The sequence below is a fragment of the Lonsdalea britannica genome, assembly GCF_003515985.1.
In the GTDB taxonomy this organism is placed as follows: Bacteria; Pseudomonadota; Gammaproteobacteria; order Enterobacterales; family Enterobacteriaceae; genus Lonsdalea; species Lonsdalea britannica.
Map to the genome: position 1 here is coordinate 3,440,262 of NZ_CP023009.1, position 20,440 is coordinate 3,460,701.

Genomic DNA, 20,440 nt, shown 5'->3' on the forward strand with positions numbered 1-20,440 from the left:
CCAAGGGGAACGGCGCTTTCAGGAAAGGCGATAAGTCTCAACGGCGAAAGCGGAACACGCCCCGCCGTCATTCGGTTACGTTAGCGATCGCCGCCGCCGCTCAGTCGTCGCTGCAGCTGGTCACGCAGGTTGGGTGGCGTACCTTTGATGGTCAGCGTATCGGTCGCCGCATCCCAGAAGATGCGTTCGCCCAAAAGCATCGCGTCGAAATTGAGGCTCAGACCGCCGCCGCTACCGGCGAACTTGGTCAACTGACGCAGCGTACTGCGATCCGCCGGGAAGCTCTCCGCCAACTCGTAGCCCTGTTCCGTCGTGAAGGCTTCCAACGTTTTGTCGCCCAGAGGCGGCAGTTCCTGCGACAGGGAAGACAGTTCGATCTCTTCTCCAGCCTGGAGCTGTTCGTTGCAGTAGCTGTAAACCTGCTGACGGTATTCCTGACGCTCGTTCTTATCCAGCGCCGCTTCAGCACAGTACTCATCGACCGCTTTCAGCAAACCGCGGTTCTGCGCCTTGGTGTCCAGCCCTTCCGCCGCGCCCAGGAAATCCATAAAGAAGTCGGAGACTTTACGTCCCACCCTGCCTTTAAGAAACGTCAGATAGCGTGTGGATTCGGGGTTGGTATCCCATTCCGTCAAATCGATGCGGGCCACGATGTCGGCGTGGTTGATGTCCAAATAGTGGGTGTTGCTGATGTCCAGCTGCTCGTTGACGCGCAGGCTGCTGCAGCTGTTCAGGACAGTTACCAGCAGATACTCCACCGCCAGATAACGGTACTGGCAAAACAGCACGATGCCGCCGTCCGCAAACGGATACTTCGCCAGTTCGTCGCGCAAACGGCCCGTCGCCGCGCGGGTAAATGCCAGGAAGTCCTCATCGCCTTTGCGACAGGCCCGCAGCGCATCCGCCAGCTCGCTTTGCTCGTTAAACACACCGTAAGCTTTGTTTTTCGCGCTGTATACCCGGTGCAATTCGGCCATCATTTCATTTACGGCGTCGTTGGGGGTCAGCAACGAATCGCGGAGCACTAAATCCAACGTTTGCTCATCGCGCTTGATTAACTGATGCAGGGCAATCTGGTCGATATCCAGACTCATGTTAGACTCTCCTCTTAGCAAGGTGCGTATTCAAGCACCTCAGCGTAGTTGCTGCAACCTTATCCGCCGTGGTCGCATCGTCCCGCCACTGACATTGTCTAAAGCAATAAAAGTGCGGAAAACGGTGCCTCTATACGGTAATATGTTCGACTTTAACCGTCTGAGAATCACCATTTTATGCCACAATCATCCCGTTATAGTGACGAACAAGTTGAACAACTGCTGTCAGATTTGGTCAATATTCTGGAAAAACATCGCGCACCGACCGATCTTGCTTTGATGGTGCTGGGAAACATGGTCACAAACCTGCTGAATACCAGCGTCGCTCCGGCCCAACGCCAACTGCTGGCGCGTTCCTTTGCCGAAGCGCTGCAGTCTTCGGTAAAAGCTGACAACACACACTGATGCCGATCTCTTTATGGTAACCAACCGCCCGCGCTACCGCGAAAAAGTCTCCCAGATGATTAGTTGGGGACACTGGTTTGCTCTTTTCAATATTCTCCTCAGTCTGGGACTGGGTAGCCGCTATCTGTTTGTTGCCGACTGGCCTGCCTCGCTGACTGGGCGCATTTATGCGCTGGTGAGCTGGCTGGGCCATTTTAGCTTTATCGGGTTTGCGATATACCTGCTGATTCTCTTCCCGCTCACGTTTTTCGTGATGTCGCAGCGCTTGCTGCGCGTGATTTCCGCGGTGGTGGCGACAGCGGGATTGACGTTGCTTATCGTAGACTCCGCCGTATTTACCCGCTTCCATCTGCATCTCAATCTCACGGTATGGGAGCTGGTCACCAACCCGGACCAGAGCGAAACGGCCCGTGACTGGCAGCTGTTATTTATCAGCGTGCCCATCATTTTCATGGTCGAAATGCTGTTCGGCACCTGGAGCTGGCAGAAGCTGCGCAGTCTGAACCGGCGCAGTTTTGGGAAGCCCCTTGCCGGGGTCTTCATCGCCGCCTTCTGCGCCTCCCATCTGATGTACATTTGGGCCGATGCCAATTTCTACCGGGCGATCACCATGCAGCGTTCTAACCTGCCGCTGTCTTACCCGATGACGGCTCGCCGTTTTCTGGAGAAGCATGGCTTGCTTGACGCGCAGGAATACCAGCGTCGACTTACGCAGCAGGGGAATCCCGAAGCGTTGTCCGTCGAGTATCCGCTGAACGACATCACCTTCCGCGACGCGGGCAGCGGCTACAATCTGCTGTTGGTGGTGGTCGACAGCTTGCCGGAGAACACGCCGCAGGCAATGCCTAATCTGGCGCGTTTCGCGGAAGAAAACGTCCGCTTTAGCCATCATCTTAGCGCGGGCAGCGAACCCAATGCAGGACTGCTCAACCTCTTTTATGGCATCTCCAGTACGTATATGGACGGCATTCTGGCCAGCAGCAAGCCATCGGCGCTGATCGGTGCGCTTGGGCAGCAGGGTTACCAGTTCAGTCTGTTCTCATCGTCGGGTTTCGGCAGTCCGCTTTATCGACAGGCTCTGCTCTCTGACTTCTCGTTGCCGGAAGCCGCTCCGCAAAGCACTGACGCGATCGCGACTCAATGGCTGAAATGGCTGGACGGACACCCGTCAGGCGCCCGTTGGTTCTCTTACGTTGAATTGAATCATAACGTCAACACGAATCAATCGACGTCCGAGCAGCAGCGCCGCTATCGTCAGGATAACGCGACGCTGGATCGACAGATTGCGCGGATGCTCGATGGCTTACGCGACAAGAACCAGCTGGATAACACCGTCGTCGTCGTAACTGCCGCTCAGAGCACGCCCGCTAACCTGATGGATAATATGCCGATGCCAATGGCGCGTTCGCTTTATCAGGTGCCATTGGTGGTTCACTGGCCGGGTACGCCAGCGCAGACCATCAGCAAGATGACGGACCATAAGGACGTCATGACAACTCTGATGCAGCGTTTGCTGCACGTACAGACCCCAGCGAAAGATTTCTCTCAAGGCGAAGACCTGTTTACGGCAGAAAGACGCAACGCCTGGCTGACTAACGGCAGCGACGATTTGCTGTCTATTACGACGCCGGAACACATTATTTTGCTGGGTACGCACGGCAGCTACCGAACCTTCGATCAGGAAGGTCGCGAGCTGACCTCAGAGAAACCGGAATTGGGTCTGCTGTTGCAGGTGTTAACGGACGAAAGGCGATTCATAGCCAACTAACTGCCTAAATCTAAAGCAGTCGTGACGTTCAGCTATTGCATTCAGATCTGGAAACGGTAATATGTGCCTCCACAACGTCGGCACGTAGCGCAGCTTGGTAGCGCACCGTCATGGGGTGTCGGGGGTCGGAGGTTCGAATCCTCTCGTGCCGACCAAAAATCCCTAAAAAAACCAACCTCTTACGGTTGGTTTTTTTTCGCCTGAAATTTGCCTATGGTAAAACTATGGTAAAATGATGGTAAAATTCACCGACGGTTTTACCCCTCAGCGGTTGATTTTGCACCGCGCCTGCGAGCGTTAGCTAACGGAATTCTTCTGGCTTTGCCGCCAACCCCAAAGTGCCTCTTCAAGATGTTCACGCCTCATCCTGATTGACTTCGTGCCAGCTTTGCGAGGTGATGAGTATCATGGCAAGACACGCTGTAAAAACGAAGCTTGTTGTCATCTCCAGTAAACCGTTTTTTAGATAGAAAAGAACCGATAAAAGTGAGGCCGCAACACGATTAAATCAGTCTATGACTTATATCCTTAATATTCATGCAAACGGATGTTCAAAAAACCGCTTTCAGTGGATATAGAGGAAGTGAAAAAAAGATACATTCATATGTCGTTGAACAACCCGCAATTTATTAAATTAGCGACTTCTATGTTTACATCGCTAATTTCACGTATCGGTGACTTAGCTTCTGCATTGAAAACGCATAGCTCAGCACGTTTTGAGGCATCGCCTCCCTGCCAACAAGGTGAAAGCGAAATCGATTCATCGCCGTTCACCCTACTGCTGAAAATCTCCCCCTCTTGGCCTAGCTCAAAATTATCATCGACACTGACGCCAAAGGCATAGTCTGCGCCGGCATTGTGCTTTACACTGCGCGCTGTAAAAATAGAGTAGATAAACGATTAAGTAGGCGGTAATGGCGATGAATGGAACAATAACGACCTGGTTTAAAGATAAAGGCTTTGGATTTATCCAAGATGAGAACGGGGATAACCGTTATTTTCATGTCATCAAAGTCGCCAACCCTGACCTGATCAAAAAAGATGCGGCTGTCACTTTCGAGCCTACAACGAATAACAAAGGGTTGTCGGCCTATGCGGTGAAGGTTATCCCGGAAAGTAAATATATTTATATCGCCGGCGAGCGCGTGAAGCTCACCTCGATCAAGTCTTTCCTGGTTTACAGCGAAGAAGTGCCTGCCGACACCCGCATCGATAAAGAAAACACCGTGCTCTCTGTGGGAGCGCTGATGGGATGTATCAGGCCGAAATCAGCCGCACAGCCCGGAGAAATGCGTACGCTGAGAAAACTCGCGATCACTACTTTTCAGGGCTCAACGTTAATCTTCACGGAAGATGAGATTGACGTGGATGCCACGGTGAAATTGCTCAAGGTCTGAAATAATCCATGCCGAATCTCGCGTAATCCGTAGACTGGGTTTCGGCATGGGGAATACCTAAAGTGACAACGGAGTCTGCTGTCGTATCGCAGCCCGATGAATGCTTTTAGCGTGCCTCTCCTTGCTTAACCTCAGCCTAACGTTCAAAGCTGGTGCCAGAACGGCTTTCTGCGCTTATACAGCGCTCCCGCGCACATTTCTATGGAGGATGTCTCGTGATCTCCGCCCCTTTCGAACCCACGCCTCAAAGTAATGTATGGCCTGCAACCTGATACAGCCCCTAAATTTACAGGTATAATCCCAACATTATTTAACGAATTTAGAAAAGAAAATGACCAAACTCACCTTACAAGAACAGATGCTGAAAGCGGGATTAGTGACCAGCAAAAAAATGGCCAAAGTTCAAAGAACGGCTAAAAAATCACGGGTTCAGGCTCGTGAAGCCAGAGCGGCGGTGGAAGAAAATAAAAAAGCCCAACTTGAACGTGACAAGCAGCTGAGTGAACAGCAGAAACAGGCGGCGCTATCTAAAGAATACAAGGCTCAGGTCAAGCAGCTGATTGAAATGAACCGAATCACTATTTCGAGAGGCGATATTGGCTTCAACTTCACAGATGGTAGTTTAATCAAGAAAATAGTAGTGGATAAGCTGACGCAATCTCAGCTGATTAGCGGTCGCCTCGCCATTGCTCGTTTGGTAAAAGACACGAGTAGCGAAAGCGAATATGCCATCATCCCCGCCAGTGTTGCCGATAAAATCGCTCAACGGGATGCAAGCAGCATCGTATTAAACACCGCGCTCAGTCAGGAAGAGCAGGACGAAGAAGATCCGTACGCTGATTTCAAAGTGCCCGATGATTTGATGTGGTAACCAATGCTATGGTGTGAAAGGTCTTCCGGGCTTTTCACACCGCAGGAGTGTGCATCCCGACTCATACAAAACCCATCCCCCCCGCAATTAAGCCCTAATAATCTCTTTCCTTGCGCCACAAGTGAATTACCTTTGTTCTCAGCCGATGCAACAGGCATCAACGTTGAACCGACAGCCTTAACGGAAATAAAGCGCCAGTGCCCTATTCTGCTCAGCCGACCTCGTGACTTCGCGATACAGAGCCAGTCCGGCCCGTAGCGCGCCATTTTGCCGTAACAACCGCACATACTCGAGTATATTTTCGTCGCTGAAAGCAATAGGACTGGCTGTTTTACGCCGCAGGAACCATTCCAGACGAAGGGCTTCGCGGTCGTTGATTAACGCTTCCCGCAAATCCGGTAATAAATGAAAAGCAAAATACGAGGTTTTCCATGCTTTATCCGGCGTTACAGGGAATGCATCAGGTAAAGTAATGCCCGGAATATCTGCATCAAACAACGCCAGTTTGATGGCCTGATCGCGATAGCATATCGCATAAGGCCACGCCACCCAGGCTCCCACATTGTGAGCGGCAAGGTAATAGCGATCGATAGCTAGCTTTTGCATAAAAGCTTGCGCCTTCCCCGCCAGAGATTCGATATCGCAGCCAGCTTGCGGTTTATCGGAATCGCCTTGTCCAAGTAGGTCCGGCGCGATAACAGGTAGCGATCGGTTAACAGATTTCTTTCGGGTGAACAGCGCATTCCGGTTTTTTGTGTCGGTGGGTACATCGTACTACCGAGAAAGTGGCATGAAATATATTTTGCCATCCGCTCTTTAGCATTGAGATTGTGACTAAAATGAACGGAGAATTATTGAAAAGGACTCGAATTCAGACTCCATTCACCATCAAAAATCAGGAGAACGTATGTCTCGATTACTTGCCAAGAAACACGGGAAGATGGTTCTGACACTAATACTGATTGTCGTCGTGCTTTTACTATTCCGGTGGGCGGCGATCGTGTGGGGATAAATTGCCGTTATTTAAGTCGAGAATTGATGAACCATTTTCTTACCGAATCAGAAATAAAAAACGCCCCGCATCAATTACGATGTGAGGCGTTTTTTTTGAAATTAGTCAATAACGCTAAGAATATTTTTAATGATATTTATACGCTATTCACTATTTCAGTTAATGTTGTTTAACTGCTCCGGGCATTCCCTTCATCGCTATCGTAAACAACATCAACTTTTAAAAAAGATTATTCAGCAACAACGTTGGTAGCTGAAGGACCTTTTGCACCGTTTTCAACGGAGAATTCAACTTTCTGGCCTTCATACAACGTTTTGAAGTTATCGCCCTGAATGGCAGAGAAGTGAACGAACACATCTTTGCTACCATTGCTCGGAGTGATGAAACCAAAGCCTTTATCAGCGTTGAACCATTTTACTAAACCAGTCATTTTATCAGACATAGATACTTCCTTTATTTTCCAGGTCGCATTAAAGCGACGAACGTGGTCTGTTAGCAGAAATTATTTATAGGCGCTTAGGAGGAGACTCACGGAAAAGAGGTATCTAGATAGGATAACGCTTGAACTGAGAACTGCTTTACTAAAATGCTTTACATAAGGTCTGTATGCCAAACCGATGTGTGCATTAACGCATGGACCAAAAAGTTAAGCAAGTGTTATTTTCAAATAAATACTAACGGGCATATTTCATTCCGGAAAAATAATCTTTTTCGAGACTGTTTTATTTTTAATCTGCACACGATTTCTCTTCTCAATTAATCGGCAATGAGCGCATAGCGCATAGCGCATAGATAAGGAGAAACCATCAATTATCGACCTACACCAAGCACATCCTCTGATACGCTATACCTAACAGAGTGTGGTGCGAAGTGAAGTGCATCGTGATGAGAACGAGAGGTGAAGATTCATGTCATTAAGCGACTGGCTGTGGAGGAAAAAATTGATTCTCTTGCTGACTATCGTCGTTATTGCAGAGGTCATCATGTATCTGATGACCTCTGAATGGTTCCCCTGGGAATGGTGATGCAATGCCCTGCCCGTTTAAACGGGCTGACAGAGGATCACAACCCGTGGTACCAGCTCCAAATCTTGATCAACACCGCCGCAGAAACACACCAACACACGACGGCCGCCGCTAGCGCCTGCGCCAACTTCATTGTATCGGTGAAATAGTAGAGCGAAATCAGATAAATCAGGTAAGGGATAACGGACCAGATACCGAACAGAATAGTAGAACGCAGCGCCTCCAATCCACGCTCGGAACCTACAATATAGTGAGCGATAAGAGCGAACGTCGGGAAAAGCGGCACCAGTCCGGCGATGTAATAATTACGTGTTTTCGCTAACAGTCCGATCAGCACAACAACCAGTGCGCCTAGTACGGCTTTTAAAAGGATCGCCATTTTTATTCTCTTTTTCTCTGTATTCCAATACGTTACTTCAAATATAACTTCACGTGAAATACACAAAAACAATGGCATCACCGTCGCCTCTGTTCTTTACTTGAAGAGTAGGCTCCGGTCATCGTTCTGTATGTCATGCCTAGCGTTCGCGGTTCCACGGCATGCGCATAAGAAAACGAGCCAAACCACAAAAGCCAGTTAGTCCAGAAAATATCAGCCCGGCCCCGACCAATCCGGCGACCCAATAAAAGACCGGATTCAGTATCTGGCCTAAGATCACCCCCACCAATACCGTGCTCCCCGCGACAATTTGAACCTGTCGCATGATATCCATCGCCGGTCGCTTCCCTTTCACAATGGGCAGACCGGCACGTTTCCATGCCTGTAATCCGCCGGTTAGCAGATAGGCCTGAGCCGCTCCCGCCGCCTCAGTCAATTGCGCGCGGTGCTGAGTAGATCGCATCCCTGATAGACACAAAAAAATCACGCTATTCGCGCCTGACAGGATCTCGTGCAGTTTATCCGCATTAAGCGATACCATCGGGCAAGACACCGAGTGAGGGATATGTTCACGCTCATACTCATCAACCAGGCGGATATCGACCAGTACCGCCCCCATCTTCAGCAGTTGTTGCGCTATTTGCGGAGTCACAGATTGAGACGACGGCATGAAACTCTCCAGAAAAAAACAGGTCTGAGTTTAAGTATAGGCGAGAGTTCAGACAGCAAGATATGTACACGACATGGCGATATCACCCGCCCAGACTAAGTGAGATGAAACGATTACATCAACATAACGGAACGAAGCGCAGATACCGGGGTCTATAACTATAAGAGACGACAAGATTAACGGTCTATGGTGATGAGACATAAAAAAATCCGCTCCGAAGAGCGGATTTTACAGACACAGTTAACCCCCTATAAGGGGCAAGGTCTCGATACGATTAGAAGCGGTAGCCTACGCCAACGTTCCAGCTGCCAACATCCACACTGCGGATACGGCTTTGTTCGTAACCTAAGTCCAGCGCAACGTTCTGAACCGGGTTGAACTGCAGACCAGCACCGTATACCACGCCAACATCATCATTTTTGGCGTTAGCAGTACCATTATCAGCATTGTGGGTGTACTTCGCGCTGCTCATACCGACAACACCATAGATGCTTGCCCAGTCATTGAAGCGGAAAGCAGGACCCACGCTGAATCCGTAATAAGTCCCTTTCTGGTAGACATTATTAACGGTGTTGCTGTCTTGCAAGTAGGTGAATGAACCGATTACGCCCACCGGGGAGTTGTCGAATTCATAACGATACTTCAGGTTGAAACCCGGCAGCTTGTTCATAACGCCTTGAGCATCACCCTGGGCATAACCTGCAGATACAGTACTCTCGCCAGCCATCGCAGAACCGGCACTTACGGCTAAAACACAAGCCAAAGCTGAAAGACACGCAATTTTTTTCATATACAGCCTCGAATCACTCTTATGAAAGAATATTAAAGCGCTATAAATATAACAACAAATCCACGTTGTTGCTGAGCCTCAAATACTTTTCAATTAGGTTAAACATGTAACAAGGATTTTCTTAAACCCATCAACCCCTTCAAATTCATTGAGTTAACGGATAAAAGCATGTCATAAAAACATAAACTTAAGATAATCAAAAAAACAGAAAATTCCTATTCGCACTATCATCACTAAAAAATACTGCATTACACAAAAGATACGTAAATTAAAGTCAGTAATGGTAAATGATTAGCAAATAATTTATCTATTAATGATTTTATTCTTTTTTTGAGTTATTTGCGCTCACTATTCGTACAATCACTTTCCGAAAGTGTTTTCCCGAGTGGGAAAAACAACTTTTCTAAATTAAATGGCAGAAAAATAAGTCACAAAGCTGGCGAGATTTTTAATTTGTGCTACCCGTACCGAAGTAAAAATAAACCTAGTCCGGAGTGATTAATTCCTGTCGCCCTTTCTACTTCACCCTCTAAGCATGCGGTTAAAAAGCGGTAGCACGTCACTGACATTACCACTATCACAATGGTTCTTTCCCGACAATCACGCAAAAACGGTCTGTTACATTGCGAACGCTTTTTCAACAAAATTATTCTATCCGGATTATCTTTCTCATGCCTACTACTCGGACTATCGCCGTGTCCGAGGCTTATTTGTTTGTTCTTCCATATGGCCAGTCTGCGTATTTCTGTTTTTTAATGCTAGCCCACTGGAGACACCACCATGTCAGCTGCAATCGTCAAAAAACACACTTCAGAAAAGAGTCGCTCGACTGGCTGTCGTCGTGAATGAAGGGATGAAAAACCTACGATCTTCTTTACGGTTTTATTTCAACGCGAGGAGGATAAATCGCAAATAAAATAGCTGATAAAAAACAGGGGCTTTAGATAAATACGGACGACGAGAATGCGTGTGATTTTCGATAACATTTTGATGTCATTAAACTTTAACGTTAGTGTCTATCTGTTCAATAGGCAAATTTTTACAAACGGAGCCAGCGGAGCTGCTATAATTATCCCCGTTGAACATCAATACTAATGATTAATGAAATTAAGAGGGCAACACTTATGCGTACAGCTAAACTGGTAAAACCCACCTCTTCAGAACTACGTTACACGCTTAACGATCAGGATGACGAAATTAAAGTTTCCACCATCAAGCTGCTGAACCAGCTGGTTGTCGACTTCACCGACCTGTCTCTGATCACCAAACAGGCTCACTGGAACATGCGTGGCGCTAACTTCATCGGTGTTCATGAAATGCTGGATACGTTCCGCACAACCGTTGTCGACCATCTGGACACCATCGCAGAACGTGTCGTACAGCTGGGCGGCGTAGCGCTGGGCACCACACAGGCTATCAACGCGAATACTTCGCTGAAAAGCTACCCGACCGATATTCACAACGTGCAGGATCACCTGAAAGCTCTGGCAGAACGTTACGGTATCGTGGCTAACGAAACCCGTAAAGGTATTGTTCAGACTGAAGATGAAGATACGGCAGACATTCTGACCGCCGCTTCTCGTGACCTGGACAAATTCCTGTGGTTCATCGAATCCAATATCGAATAATTTTTGGCATTGTTGATGCTGCATCAGACCGCCCCTATGGGCGGTCTGCCTGTTTTTGGCGTTCACCACGCCTTCCCCTGCTGACATTTCTTTTCCTGAAGCTTTTCCCGCCAGGATGTACAAAAAAAAACCTCAAACCCCCAATATTTAGCCCCTCACGCTAATCAATAGTTGTCACTCCAAGTCAATTAAGTTAATGATATCGGTGCAGTGTGCACATAAAAAGCCTATGTTCAACAACACAGGCTGTACCGCTCCAAAACCGGCTGTCGGCGCTGTGTGATTACCGCTCGCGGCAACAGCCTCACTCCTCAAAAACAGTGAAATAAAGCTGTATTTATAGGAAACAACTCATGAAATCATTTCTTAAAGCTTCCGTTGCCGCACTTGTGCTCGCCTGTAGCTTTAGCAGTCATGCAGCGGATAAACCGCTGATCGTAGCAACCGATACCGCGTTTGTTCCTTTTGAATTCAAGCAAGGCGATAAGTACGTTGGCTTCGATATCGATCTGTGGGACGCCATCGCCAAACAGTTGAATCTCAACTACACCCTGAAGCCGATGGATTTCAGCGGCATCATTCCTGCGTTGCAGACCCGCAACATCGACCTGGCGTTAGCCGGTATCACCATTACCGACGCACGCAAACAGGCGATTGATTTCTCCGACGGCTATTACAACAGCGGTTTGCTGGTCATGGTTAAAGCCGATAATCAGCAGATCAAAGGCGAGCAAGACCTGACCGACAAAATTGTCGCGGTCAAAGGCGGCACCGGTTCCGTGGACTATGCGAAAGCCAATATCAAAACCAAAAGCCTGCGTCAGTTCCCGAACATCGACAACGCCTACATGGAGCTGGCCACGAATCGTGCCGACGCGGTACTGCACGACACGCCTAATATTCTATATTTCATCAAAACCGCCGGCCACGGCCAGTTCAAAGCCGTCGGCGACTCCATCAAAGCCCAGCAGTACGGCATCGCTTTCCCGAAAAACAGCGATTTGCGCGAACGTGTGAACGGTGCGCTGAAAACCCTGCGTGAAAACGGCACCTATGCAGCTATCTATCTAAAATGGTTCGGTACTGAACCGAAATAATCGCCGTTCGTTTGTGGAGAAAGTTCATGCAGTTTGATTGGAGTGCCATTTGGCCTTCCCTGCCCCTTCTTCTGGAAGGGGCCAAAATGACCCTGTTGATTTCGGTTCTGGGCCTGCTGGGAGGCGTCATTATCGGCGTATTCGCGGGGTTCGTTCGCGTCTACGGCAACTGGATATCTAGCCGTATCGCGCTGGTGTTTATCGAAATCATTCGCGGCACACCGATTGTCGTACAGGTCATGTTCATCTACTTCGCGTTGCCGATGATCTTGACCTCGGTTCGCATCGACCCATTTGCCGCCGCCGTCGTCACCATCATGATCAACTCGGGGGCGTATATCGCCGAGATCACGCGTGGTTCGGTTTTGTCTATTAATAAGGGCTTCTCGGAAGCCGGTATGGCGCTGGGCCTGTCTCGCCGTGACACATTGCGTTATGTCGTTGCGCCGCTGGCGCTGCGTCGGATGCTGCCGCCGTTGGGCAACCAATGGATTATCAGCATCAAAGATACGTCGCTGTTTATCGTCATCGGCGTCGCTGAACTCACCCGTCAGGGGATGGAGATCATCGCCGGGAACTTCCGCGCACTGGAAATCTGGAGCGCGGTCGCCGTGATTTATCTGGTTATCACGCTGGTGCTGAGCTTCCTTCTGCGCCGTCTGGAAAGAAGACTTAAAATTATATGATTGAATTTAAAAACGTTTCTAAACACTATGGGCAAACACAGGTTCTCCATGATATCGACCTGAAAATCAATCAGGGCGAAGTCGTGGTGATTATTGGCCCGTCCGGCTCAGGGAAATCCACCCTGCTGCGCTGCATCAACAAACTCGAAGAGATTACCAGCGGAGAACTGGTGGTCGACGGGTTAAAGGTGAACGATCCCAACGTGGACGAACGTCTGATCCGTCAGGAAGCCGGTATGGTCTTTCAGCAGTTCTATCTGTTCCCGCAGATGACGGCGCTGGAAAACGTGGCTTTCGGCCCAATTCGCGTTCGCGGTATCAAAAAGGAAGAGGCGGAGAAGCAGGCGATGGCGCTGCTGAAAAAAGTGGGGCTGTCCGAACGGGCGCACCACTACCCTTCCGAGCTTTCCGGTGGACAGCAGCAGCGCGTAGCGATTGCCCGCGCGCTGGCGGTGAAACCGAAGATGATGCTGTTTGATGAGCCCACCTCGGCGCTCGACCCGGAGCTGCGTCACGAGGTCCTGACCGTGATGAAAGATCTGGCGGAAGAAGGGATGACAATGGTCATCGTCACTCACGAAGTCGGCTTTGCTCAGAAAGTCGCGTCGCGCCTCATCTTCATCGATAAAGGCCGTATTGCGGAAGACGGAGAACCGGATGCGTTGATCAGCCATCCGCCTAGCGAACGTCTGCGCGAGTTCCTACAGCACGTGGCGTAATCTGCCCAAAAAAACAGAACGTATCCGCAAGGATACGTTCTGTTTGTCTTACCTCACTCATTTCCTACATAGCCGATGCGACAAGTCCGTGAGTCATTACTGTTTGCTGGCCAGCACGGCATCGTGCAGGTTCAGGCGCTGCCAGAAGTTGCCCTCGCGGCTTCCCGACAGCGGATAGCCATTAGCTTCCGCCGTTTTCACCATCAGCGCACGACGCTGCTCCGCGCTTAACTCCGGCAAGGGACCCTCCAGCAACACTTCTGCGCCTTTTGGCACGCTGACCGGCCGTGCGGCCACTTTCGTCGCGGGCAGACCATAGCTCATCGTAAAGCGATAGAACTGACGCATAACGGGATGAGTGTAGGGATCGTCTTTACCCTGCGGCCGGGCGCACTGCGCCAAACTCATGCCACAGGCCTGCTCCAGCGCGGTACGCATCTGGGTTTTGGCTTCGGTGAACAGCTTCTTGAATTCAGGATCGTTCATCAGCGTGGCGATCTGATGCTCCGCCGTCATTCGTCCGCCCATCACATCCAGCGGGTAATGCACGCCCAGCACGACACGTGAGTAACCGTAAGTCGCCGCGCGGTCAATCAGCGGAACGAACCGTTCAGGCAACATTTCCGCCAGCAGAAGCGCATCGTTGTAGCCGCTGTTGGTGTGACCGCTTGGGAACGCGTCGCCTGACGCGGTATAAGGCACGGAATCATTGACGACCGCCGTATCCGGGACCAAATGAATCGCGTTCCCCGGCTGTTTAAACGGACGCGGATAGTGATAGAACTGCTTCGCGGGCGACGTGCTCACGGCGCTGGCTTTGATCAAAGCAGCAGCTTTGCCCATCTCACCACGCTGATAAACGTCGATGAAGGCATTACCCAAACGGGGTCCCAGCGCTTCCGCCAACGCGTAGAAATAGCGAATGTTCTCCGCATCGACCAGTGCCTTCTGACGCAGTGCGTCCGACGCATCCTGATTGATACGCTCCACCGTGGCGCGGTTTTGACGCAGCAATGTCGGCGTCAGCGAGTTAAACGCCGACAGCAATGTGATGCTGTCTTGTTCACGCGCTTCCTTCTGGAAGTCGTAGCCTGCCGCTTTCAGCCATGCCGTATCAGCCTGAGGCGATGCCTGCTGTGCGCTATCCAACTGCGCTCGGGTCAGCGTCTGCGCGTGGCCGCGCAGCATGTCCTGTAAATGTTGCTGTGCGCTCTTTTCCAGAGCGACGTATTCCGGGCTGGCGTTGGCCTCCGTGGTGGATTGCACCTCCGTCATCGCCACGTGCAGCGTAGGTTCGGGCAAGGCGGCGGGAGCGTGAGGAATGGTCAAGGCGCAGGCGACGGCAACGAAGAGAGAAGAGTAACGCATGATATTTCCTTGAATTTCAGAGAGAAGGACGGTCGGTTCATTCCCTACACGGGCAAAACACAACGCAGAAAATTCACATGCCAGACAGCCTAGATCGTCATTGTGACCGTTCCGTGACAGCGCTGACATTCAGGCATCATACGAAACGACGCCCTACAACATGGGGTAAATGCTCTAAGAACATCGGGAAAGGACCGCCTCACCGAACGGGAGACGGGTTGTTACGGCAGCTATTGCTGCCGTACAGGATTGCGTGAGGATGAAGTGGGCTGGGGGTTATTTCGTGACCGGGTACTCGTGCTCGATCTCAGCGGCAAACGCCTGACACATCGCCGCATCGCCCTGACGATTATCCGCCAGTACCCGTTCACCGTCCACGACGCGGATATGCGCCTGCAGGTCAAAATCAGCCGCGGGCTGCGGGCGCGCCGCCGCCGATGTCATCATTGCCTGCGCTTCCTGCCACGCCTGTTCCACCGTCATGGTGCAGGCCTGAGCCAGATAATCGGGGTTGAAGCCCTCGCCCGTCAGGCTGCGCAATGTCTCATCGTGGCTGACGCTGTTACCCGGCTGCCAGTAGTGGCGGGCCAGATCCGGTCCGATCGCGGGGTTATCCGTCAGGTAGCCATCGCGATTCAGGAAAAAGGCTCGCGTCTGCTCGACGGCCATCAGCGCCAGCAAATAGCCCTGATACGAGCAGGCAGATTCCATCGACAGCAGATGCGGGATCGCCATCGTCGGACGCGGACTGCCTTCAATGCCAATGATGCGCTGTTCGGTTTCGCGCGCCAGCCGGGTGATGGCCTCCGGCGTCAGCTGCGCATCATCCCACTGATAAAGCTGCCATTCGAAGTACGGCACCAGCAGAATGTGACGCTCGTTGAAGGCGCGCATCGGCTGACGCGTGCGGATATCTTCCTGAATCAGCGCGTCGGGGATCGTCTCGCCGTTGCGGCTGCGGGCATAACGTTTCAGCCAGTCGGCGTCCTGTAGCAGGCTGTCGCAGAACATGGATTGGGTTTCCGCGTAGGCCATGGACGTCGGCGGATACTCCTGTGCGAAACAAGGCGCATTTTGACGAATATTGGCGAAGTGCGCGGCGTGCCCGCCTTCGTGGAACAGCGTATTGATGCCGTGCGCTCCGCTGCCAACCTGATCCGGTTTTGCCAGACTGGTGAAGTTGATACGCGCCGGGACCCACTGACCCTGATTCACAAACGGCGGCACGGGCTGGTGCATGAAGCCGTTCTCATATTTCCCTTTCCGCACCAGCAGATCGAGGTTCAGCTCCGCGCCGTTAAAACCGATGTGCAATCTTTTAAAGCTATCGACCCAGCGCTCCAGTGACGCGGCGAAGGGAAAATAGGGATCGAGCTGGCGCGTCACGTCGCCCGCGCTGGCGTAGCGAATATTCCACGGCGACAGCGCTTCCGCGCCCTTTTCCGTCGCCAGCTGTTCGAGACTGCGCTGATTAGCCTCGCGCGTCTCGGCTTCGAAGCGGTCAAGAATGGCGAACAGCTGCTCCGGCGTCATGCGCTCGGTTTTGTTCACCTTGTAATCGAAGTAGTTGCGATAGCCCATCTGTCGGGCGAAGCGGTTGCGCAGCCGCACCAGTTCAGGGAAGCCGTTATTCAGCAGCCACTGCTCCAGGTCGCGCAGCGCCTCCTGCGAGCTACGGCGATAGCTTTCGTTATCGTTCGTCGCCTGATTGGTCAGCAGCTCGCCCAACGACGCAGGAACGCGTTCGCCGTCAGCATTCAGGTGTGTGGGTTGATAGGTCTGACGATGCGCGTACAAATCGCTTTCCGCCGCAATCAGCGCCTCCATCAGCGACTGTGCTTCCGGATCTTCAATCACGTTGCAGTCGAAGAAGCGATACCAGCCTTGCAGGCCGTGCAGCAACGCCTGCTGCTGCGCTGATTCCGGTAACGCTTCCAGCGCCGAGATCTGCTCACGCAGCTCCGCCAGTTTCTGCGGCTGGGCGATGAATCGCTTATAGGCGCTTTCTGCGGCAGAGAAGCGCGCCGCCACATCGTCGTCGCCAATGCCCATATACAGCTGCCAAAACAGATCTTCTTTCGCCTGATGGACGGCGAGATAATCGCGATTCAGCGCGTTGAAATATTTCACTATCTGCTGCATGGCTGCTCCTTTACGTCAATGCAGACTCAGGCGCCGCAGTCACTTTCCGCTACCGCGCCAACCTCATCCAATCACAGTGATTAAACGGCCAATCTTTAAGATGTTTTTTTCAAGCATAGAACACGGCGACGGCACGAGCGCGTAGGCCCGAACCATCCACGACCGACGACTACGCCGCCAACCGACGAACCACTTCGTCCACGGCCAACGTCAGCGACTCAGCTTCGCCGCAGCCGACCAGGCAACACGCCAGCTGCATGATGATGGCCTGCGGCACCGGCTGTTCTCCGGTCAAACAAGCGGTCGTCCACTGCGCCGTCGCGACGGCGTCGGAGGTCGCGGGCAACGCCGACCGTTCGATAAGCATATCCTGCCGCGCCTGCAGCGGTTGCTGCTGCTGGCGATGAATGAAATAGGTTTCAGGAAAGCGGCGGGGATTGGCATAAACTTCGCCCTCGGTGCCCGGCATCAGCAACGCACGCCCGTCGATATCTTCAAAAAACGTCCCGAGGCGCGCGATATATTCAGGATGCGACACGCTGGCCAGCCGCAGCGCGGCCGAGGGCCCAAACGGCGTGGCGACTTTCGCCAGCGTATGCGCGCTGTTACGCACGCCCATCCGCCAGCGCATGTTCAGCTGCCGCTCCATCGGCGGACACAGTACGTCGATAGGCAGGAACACCAGCTCGCCGCGATCCAGCTGCCGTTGCGCTTCGTCTTGAGACTCCGCCGGAGCCACGCCCAGCTCTTGCAGGATGGAGCACGTGGTCACGCGCGTCGGATCGGTTCTCACGCCCTGCACCACGACCGGCAACCCCATTTTGTGCAGCAATAGCGCCAGCAGCGGAGTCAAATTGGCCTGTCGGCGCGCGCCGTTATAGGTGGGGATCACCACCGGCAGCGGACGGTCGACCGGCGGCGTCAGCGATAACGTCTGAGCCGCCATCGCCTGATAGAAACCGCGCATTTCCGCTTCCGCCTCGCCTTTGATGCGAAAGGCGATCAGCAATCCGCCCAATTCAAGCTCCGGAACGGCATCGTTCAGCATCGCCTCATAGAGCGCGCGCGCCGTCTCCTGATCCAAATCGCGGGCATGATTTTTTCCCCGCCCGACCTCTTTAATAATTTTGGTGTAATCCATGACGTTTCCAAGCGTTAACACGAATCGTTTGCAGTGAAAATAGCATGTTTTATCGCGTTGAGCAGCGTTTGCCGCGCGTCGCAGAGCGAATACGCGGCGGCTGTCCGAGCGGCGCTGACAGGGAAAATCAGGGCGCGGGCATATCCCGTTGTTCGATGGGGAAGACCGGCAGCGCGGCCAGCAGCTGGGCGCCATAGCCCTTGGTCAACAGGCGACGATCGTAGATGATGATTTCGCCGAAGCAGGTATGGCTTCGAATCAGGCGACCCACCTGCTGGATCAGGCTGAACGATGCGCTCGGCAGACTCTGTACCACGAACGGGTGCCGCTTCAGGCTTTTCAGCCATTCGCCTTCGGTCAAGATCACCGGGCTGTCGATCGGCGGGAACGCAATTTTGTGGATGTGTACCTGCGAGAGCAGTTCGCCTTTCAAATCCAGCCCTTCTGAGAAAGACTGCAGTCCGATCAGCACGCTGGTTTGCCCTTGCTCAACCCGCTGACGGTGGAGTTCCACCAGCCGATAACGCGGTTTGTCGCCCTGCACTAACAGCATCAATCGCAGATCGGTCACCTGCGTCAGAAACTGCTGCATCGCGCGCTGGCTGGCGAACAGCATCAGCATGCCTTTATGCGCATCGCGTTTCAGCTCGGCGCGGAAGAAACGCGCCATTTCGGCAAGGTGATCCTCTTCCTGCGCCATCAACGGCTCATAGCTCATCTTGGGGATCACCAGCTTGCCCTGATCGCGATGATTGAAGGGGGAGTCCAGCGCGATGAAAGTATCGCCATCGTCCTCGCCCAGCCCCGTTAACTCTTTAAGCCGCGAAAAACTGTTCAGCGAGCGCAGCGTGGCGGAGGTGATCACCACATGAGACAAGTTACGCCACAGCAGACGGTCAAGCTGATCCGAGACGCGGATACCCGCGCAGTGCAGATAGAGATGAAGCTGACCGTCGCGGACTTCTCGCACCAGCCACTTGGAAACCGGCGCCTGCGAGGCCTGTTCCAGCGCCGCGAGCCGCCACAGTTTGCTTTGAGATTCGAAGTACCCCAGCAGCCGACTCATGCGCAGCATCGTCTGATGTAGTCGCACGACGTCATGCTTGCCGGTTTTTTCCGCCAGATCGTTGAGCATATACTCCGTCAGTCCCCGCAGACTGTCGGTCAGCTTGAACAGGCGGGAGCAAAGCTCGCGCATCTCATCGGGCAACTTCCCCATCGGGAAACGGTAATCCGCCGCAGGTGACGAAGCCGGTAGAAACAGCGTGCTCATGCGTTCAAAGGACTGAATCAGCTCTCGAATTTCGGCGCAGTGTTCGGCCAGCCGGTCCGGTTGGCTCAGCCGCGGCGGCGATTTGGGGGAGAACTGCGCCAGACAAACGCCCATCTGCTGGATGAACTGATCCATCTGATGCTGCACCGCGCCAATCGTCACCTCGCCCGACATCTCCAGCGCGTCGCGAGCGACGTCTGGAATATGATGGCCTTCATCAAGCACCAACAGCAGGTTCTTGGCGCTCGGCAGAACCGAGTCGCTTTCCATCGCCGCCATCACCAGCGCATGGTTGGTGACCACCACATCCGCATCCTCAATCTCCCGTCGCGCCAGAAAGAAAGGACAATCACGATAATAGTGGCAGTTGCGCCCCAGACAGTTGGCTTTGTCGGTACTCAGCCGACGCCACAGCCCATCGCTGAGCGTTTTCTGATGATGGTCCCGCAGGCCGTCCCACTTCCCGGTGTGCAGATCTTTCTCCAACTGCGCACAGGTCTCTTGCTCTTCCCGGCTGGAGGGCGCCTGTTTCTCGTCCAGAAAGAGCAACAGATCGCCCTGCGCGTCGGCGTCGGTCGCCAGCACAGACAGGTTACGTGGACAGACGTAGCGCCCTCGGCCGAAAGCGGCGGTAAAGGTCAGGTCGGGAATAAATTTACGCAGCAGCGGCAGGTCTTTGCTGAATATCTGGTCCTGTAGCGCCACGTTGGCGGTACTGACGACCAGCGTCTTGGTTTCCGCTCTTCCCACCGCGATGCCGGGGATCAGATATGACAACGTTTTGCCGACGCCAGTCGGCGCTTCTATCGCCAAATGACGTGGATAATCGCCCGCCAGCGTGCGCGCGACCTCGGCGATCATCTGCCGCTGGGGCGGTCGTGAAACGAAGTCGGGGATCTGTTCCTGCAAGGCCTTATACCACTGGCCTATCTGCTGTTTAATTGCGGGGAAAGGGTCATGCCTACTCAACATCTG

At 52.6% G+C, this 20,440-nt stretch carries 19 protein-coding genes, 1 tRNA gene and 1 pseudogene; 11 read left to right on the top strand and 10 right to left on the bottom strand.

Features of this window, described 5'->3' with window-relative positions; all coding sequences use genetic code 11:
* Positions 1-80 precede the first annotated feature (80 nt).
* A complete protein-coding gene (gene yejK, locus CKQ53_RS15795; protein ID WP_094118186.1) occupies positions 81-1,094 on the bottom strand; it encodes a nucleoid-associated protein YejK in 1,014 nt (337 codons plus the stop codon).
* Between the two features lie 177 nt (positions 1,095-1,271).
* Between yejK and CKQ53_RS15800 the strand changes: the two genes are divergently transcribed.
* From CKQ53_RS15800 to CKQ53_RS15820, 6 genes are all read left to right on the top strand, one after another.
* Positions 1,272-1,499 (top strand): YejL family protein, encoded by a 228-nt coding sequence (locus CKQ53_RS15800; protein WP_085652903.1) that lies wholly within the window; start codon positions 1,272-1,274, stop codon positions 1,497-1,499.
* A gap of 13 nt (positions 1,500-1,512) precedes the next feature.
* Positions 1,513-3,267 carry an LPS biosynthesis-modulating metalloenzyme YejM gene (gene yejM / locus CKQ53_RS15805; protein ID WP_085652902.1) on the top strand — a complete coding sequence of 585 codons (1,755 nt, stop codon included), beginning with the start codon at positions 1,513-1,515 and terminating at the stop codon, positions 3,265-3,267.
* A 78-nt stretch (positions 3,268-3,345) separates the two neighbouring features.
* Positions 3,346-3,422 (top strand) — tRNA-Pro (locus CKQ53_RS15810).
* Positions 3,423-3,814: 392 nt separating this feature from the next.
* On the top strand, positions 3,815-4,111 hold the full coding sequence (locus CKQ53_RS18510) for a hypothetical protein (protein ID WP_139824035.1): 297 nt from the start codon (positions 3,815-3,817) through the stop codon (positions 4,109-4,111).
* Between the two features lie 70 nt (positions 4,112-4,181).
* Entirely contained in the window at positions 4,182-4,664 is a 483-nt protein-coding gene (locus CKQ53_RS15815; RefSeq protein ID WP_085651440.1) for a cold-shock protein, read from the top strand.
* Positions 4,665-4,995: 331 nt separating this feature from the next.
* On the top strand, positions 4,996-5,535 hold the full coding sequence (locus tag CKQ53_RS15820) for a DUF2058 domain-containing protein (protein WP_094118187.1): 540 nt from the start codon (positions 4,996-4,998) through the stop codon (positions 5,533-5,535).
* A 195-nt stretch (positions 5,536-5,730) separates the two neighbouring features.
* Here CKQ53_RS15820 and CKQ53_RS15825 read toward each other — a convergent pair.
* A pseudogene (locus CKQ53_RS15825) lies at positions 5,731-6,254 on the bottom strand (alpha/beta fold hydrolase); the annotation flags it as partial.
* Between the two features lie 188 nt (positions 6,255-6,442).
* On the opposite strand from CKQ53_RS15825, the gene yniD reads away from it, so the two are divergent.
* The gene (gene yniD, locus CKQ53_RS18940) at positions 6,443-6,547 is read left to right on the top strand and encodes a small membrane protein YniD (protein ID WP_099045361.1); all 105 of its coding nucleotides are present in this window, start codon (positions 6,443-6,445) and stop codon (positions 6,545-6,547) included.
* 229 nt (positions 6,548-6,776) lie between these two features.
* Here the strand turns inward: yniD and cspE are convergent, their stop codons facing one another.
* From cspE to ompX, 4 genes are all read right to left on the bottom strand, one after another.
* Positions 6,777-6,989, bottom strand: coding sequence for a transcription antiterminator/RNA stability regulator CspE (cspE, locus tag CKQ53_RS15830; RefSeq protein ID WP_085651442.1), 213 nt, complete (start codon positions 6,987-6,989; stop codon positions 6,777-6,779).
* 620 nt (positions 6,990-7,609) lie between these two features.
* Positions 7,610-7,951, bottom strand: coding sequence for a GlpM family protein (locus tag CKQ53_RS15835; protein WP_094118188.1), 342 nt, complete (start codon positions 7,949-7,951; stop codon positions 7,610-7,612).
* 139 nt (positions 7,952-8,090) lie between these two features.
* On the bottom strand, positions 8,091-8,621 hold the full coding sequence (locus CKQ53_RS15840; protein WP_085651444.1) for a rhodanese family protein: 531 nt from the start codon (positions 8,619-8,621) through the stop codon (positions 8,091-8,093).
* A 274-nt stretch (positions 8,622-8,895) separates the two neighbouring features.
* Positions 8,896-9,411, bottom strand: a complete 516-nt coding sequence (ompX, locus tag CKQ53_RS15845; protein ID WP_094118189.1) for an outer membrane protein OmpX — start codon at positions 9,409-9,411, stop codon at positions 8,896-8,898.
* Positions 9,412-10,535: 1,124 nt separating this feature from the next.
* Between ompX and dps the strand changes: the two genes are divergently transcribed.
* The 4 genes from dps to glnQ all read left to right on the top strand — a co-directional run bounded on the left by dps (position 10,536) and on the right by glnQ (position 13,541).
* Positions 10,536-11,039, top strand: coding sequence for a DNA starvation/stationary phase protection protein Dps (dps, locus tag CKQ53_RS15850; protein ID WP_085651446.1), 504 nt, complete (start codon positions 10,536-10,538; stop codon positions 11,037-11,039).
* Between the two features lie 353 nt (positions 11,040-11,392).
* Complete coding sequence (gene glnH, locus CKQ53_RS15855; RefSeq protein WP_085651447.1) at positions 11,393-12,136, top strand: glutamine ABC transporter substrate-binding protein GlnH; 744 nt, start codon at positions 11,393-11,395, stop codon at positions 12,134-12,136.
* A 26-nt stretch (positions 12,137-12,162) separates the two neighbouring features.
* Positions 12,163-12,822: a glutamine ABC transporter permease GlnP gene (gene glnP, locus CKQ53_RS15860; RefSeq protein ID WP_094118190.1), complete on the top strand. Its 660-nt coding sequence runs from the start codon at positions 12,163-12,165 to the stop codon at positions 12,820-12,822.
* Complete coding sequence (gene glnQ, locus CKQ53_RS15865) at positions 12,819-13,541, top strand: glutamine ABC transporter ATP-binding protein GlnQ (RefSeq protein WP_085651449.1); 723 nt, start codon at positions 12,819-12,821, stop codon at positions 13,539-13,541. The genes glnP and glnQ overlap by 4 nt, the downstream gene beginning before the upstream one ends.
* A gap of 96 nt (positions 13,542-13,637) precedes the next feature.
* Here the strand turns inward: glnQ and CKQ53_RS15870 are convergent, their stop codons facing one another.
* From CKQ53_RS15870 to dinG, 4 genes are all read right to left on the bottom strand, one after another.
* Complete coding sequence (locus CKQ53_RS15870; RefSeq protein ID WP_094118192.1) at positions 13,638-14,909, bottom strand: acid phosphatase; 1,272 nt, start codon at positions 14,907-14,909, stop codon at positions 13,638-13,640.
* 276 nt (positions 14,910-15,185) lie between these two features.
* Positions 15,186-17,051 carry a M3 family metallopeptidase gene (locus tag CKQ53_RS15875; RefSeq protein WP_094118193.1) on the bottom strand — a complete coding sequence of 622 codons (1,866 nt, stop codon included), beginning with the start codon at positions 17,049-17,051 and terminating at the stop codon, positions 15,186-15,188.
* A gap of 169 nt (positions 17,052-17,220) precedes the next feature.
* Entirely contained in the window at positions 17,221-18,192 is a 972-nt protein-coding gene (gene ybiB / locus CKQ53_RS15880; protein WP_118895167.1) for a DNA-binding protein YbiB, read from the bottom strand.
* 127 nt (positions 18,193-18,319) lie between these two features.
* A complete protein-coding gene (gene dinG / locus CKQ53_RS15885) occupies positions 18,320-20,437 on the bottom strand; it encodes an ATP-dependent DNA helicase DinG (RefSeq protein ID WP_118895169.1) in 2,118 nt (705 codons plus the stop codon).
* Positions 20,438-20,440: the final 3 nt, after the last annotated feature.

Bases quoted from the DNA above. Each gene is read 5' to 3' on its own strand.
- yejM (WP_085652902.1), top strand. From the start codon at position 1,513: ATGGTAACCAACCGCCCGCGCTACCGCGAAAAAGTCTCCCAGATGATT.
- glnP (WP_094118190.1), top strand. From the start codon at position 12,163: ATGCAGTTTGATTGGAGTGCCATTTGGCCTTCCCTGCCCCTTCTTCTG.
- cspE (WP_085651442.1), bottom strand. From the start codon at position 6,989: ATGTCTGATAAAATGACTGGTTTAGTAAAATGGTTCAACGCTGATAAA.
- CKQ53_RS15840 (WP_085651444.1), bottom strand. From the start codon at position 8,621: ATGCCGTCGTCTCAATCTGTGACTCCGCAAATAGCGCAACAACTGCTG.
- CKQ53_RS15870 (WP_094118192.1), bottom strand. From the start codon at position 14,909: ATGCGTTACTCTTCTCTCTTCGTTGCCGTCGCCTGCGCCTTGACCATT.
- CKQ53_RS15815 (WP_085651440.1), top strand. From the start codon at position 4,182: ATGGCGATGAATGGAACAATAACGACCTGGTTTAAAGATAAAGGCTTT.
- dinG (WP_118895169.1), bottom strand. From the start codon at position 20,437: ATGTTGAGTAGGCATGACCCTTTCCCCGCAATTAAACAGCAGATAGGC.
- CKQ53_RS15875 (WP_094118193.1), bottom strand. From the start codon at position 17,051: ATGCAGCAGATAGTGAAATATTTCAACGCGCTGAATCGCGATTATCTC.
- ybiB (WP_118895167.1), bottom strand. From the start codon at position 18,192: ATGGATTACACCAAAATTATTAAAGAGGTCGGGCGGGGAAAAAATCAT.
- CKQ53_RS15835 (WP_094118188.1), bottom strand. From the start codon at position 7,951: ATGGCGATCCTTTTAAAAGCCGTACTAGGCGCACTGGTTGTTGTGCTG.
- glnQ (WP_085651449.1), top strand. From the start codon at position 12,819: ATGATTGAATTTAAAAACGTTTCTAAACACTATGGGCAAACACAGGTT.
- CKQ53_RS15820 (WP_094118187.1), top strand. From the start codon at position 4,996: ATGACCAAACTCACCTTACAAGAACAGATGCTGAAAGCGGGATTAGTG.
- yejK (WP_094118186.1), bottom strand. From the start codon at position 1,094: ATGAGTCTGGATATCGACCAGATTGCCCTGCATCAGTTAATCAAGCGC.
- dps (WP_085651446.1), top strand. From the start codon at position 10,536: ATGCGTACAGCTAAACTGGTAAAACCCACCTCTTCAGAACTACGTTAC.
- CKQ53_RS18510 (WP_139824035.1), top strand. From the start codon at position 3,815: ATGTTCAAAAAACCGCTTTCAGTGGATATAGAGGAAGTGAAAAAAAGA.
- CKQ53_RS15800 (WP_085652903.1), top strand. From the start codon at position 1,272: ATGCCACAATCATCCCGTTATAGTGACGAACAAGTTGAACAACTGCTG.
- ompX (WP_094118189.1), bottom strand. From the start codon at position 9,411: ATGAAAAAAATTGCGTGTCTTTCAGCTTTGGCTTGTGTTTTAGCCGTA.
- glnH (WP_085651447.1), top strand. From the start codon at position 11,393: ATGAAATCATTTCTTAAAGCTTCCGTTGCCGCACTTGTGCTCGCCTGT.
- yniD (WP_099045361.1), top strand. From the start codon at position 6,443: ATGTCTCGATTACTTGCCAAGAAACACGGGAAGATGGTTCTGACACTA.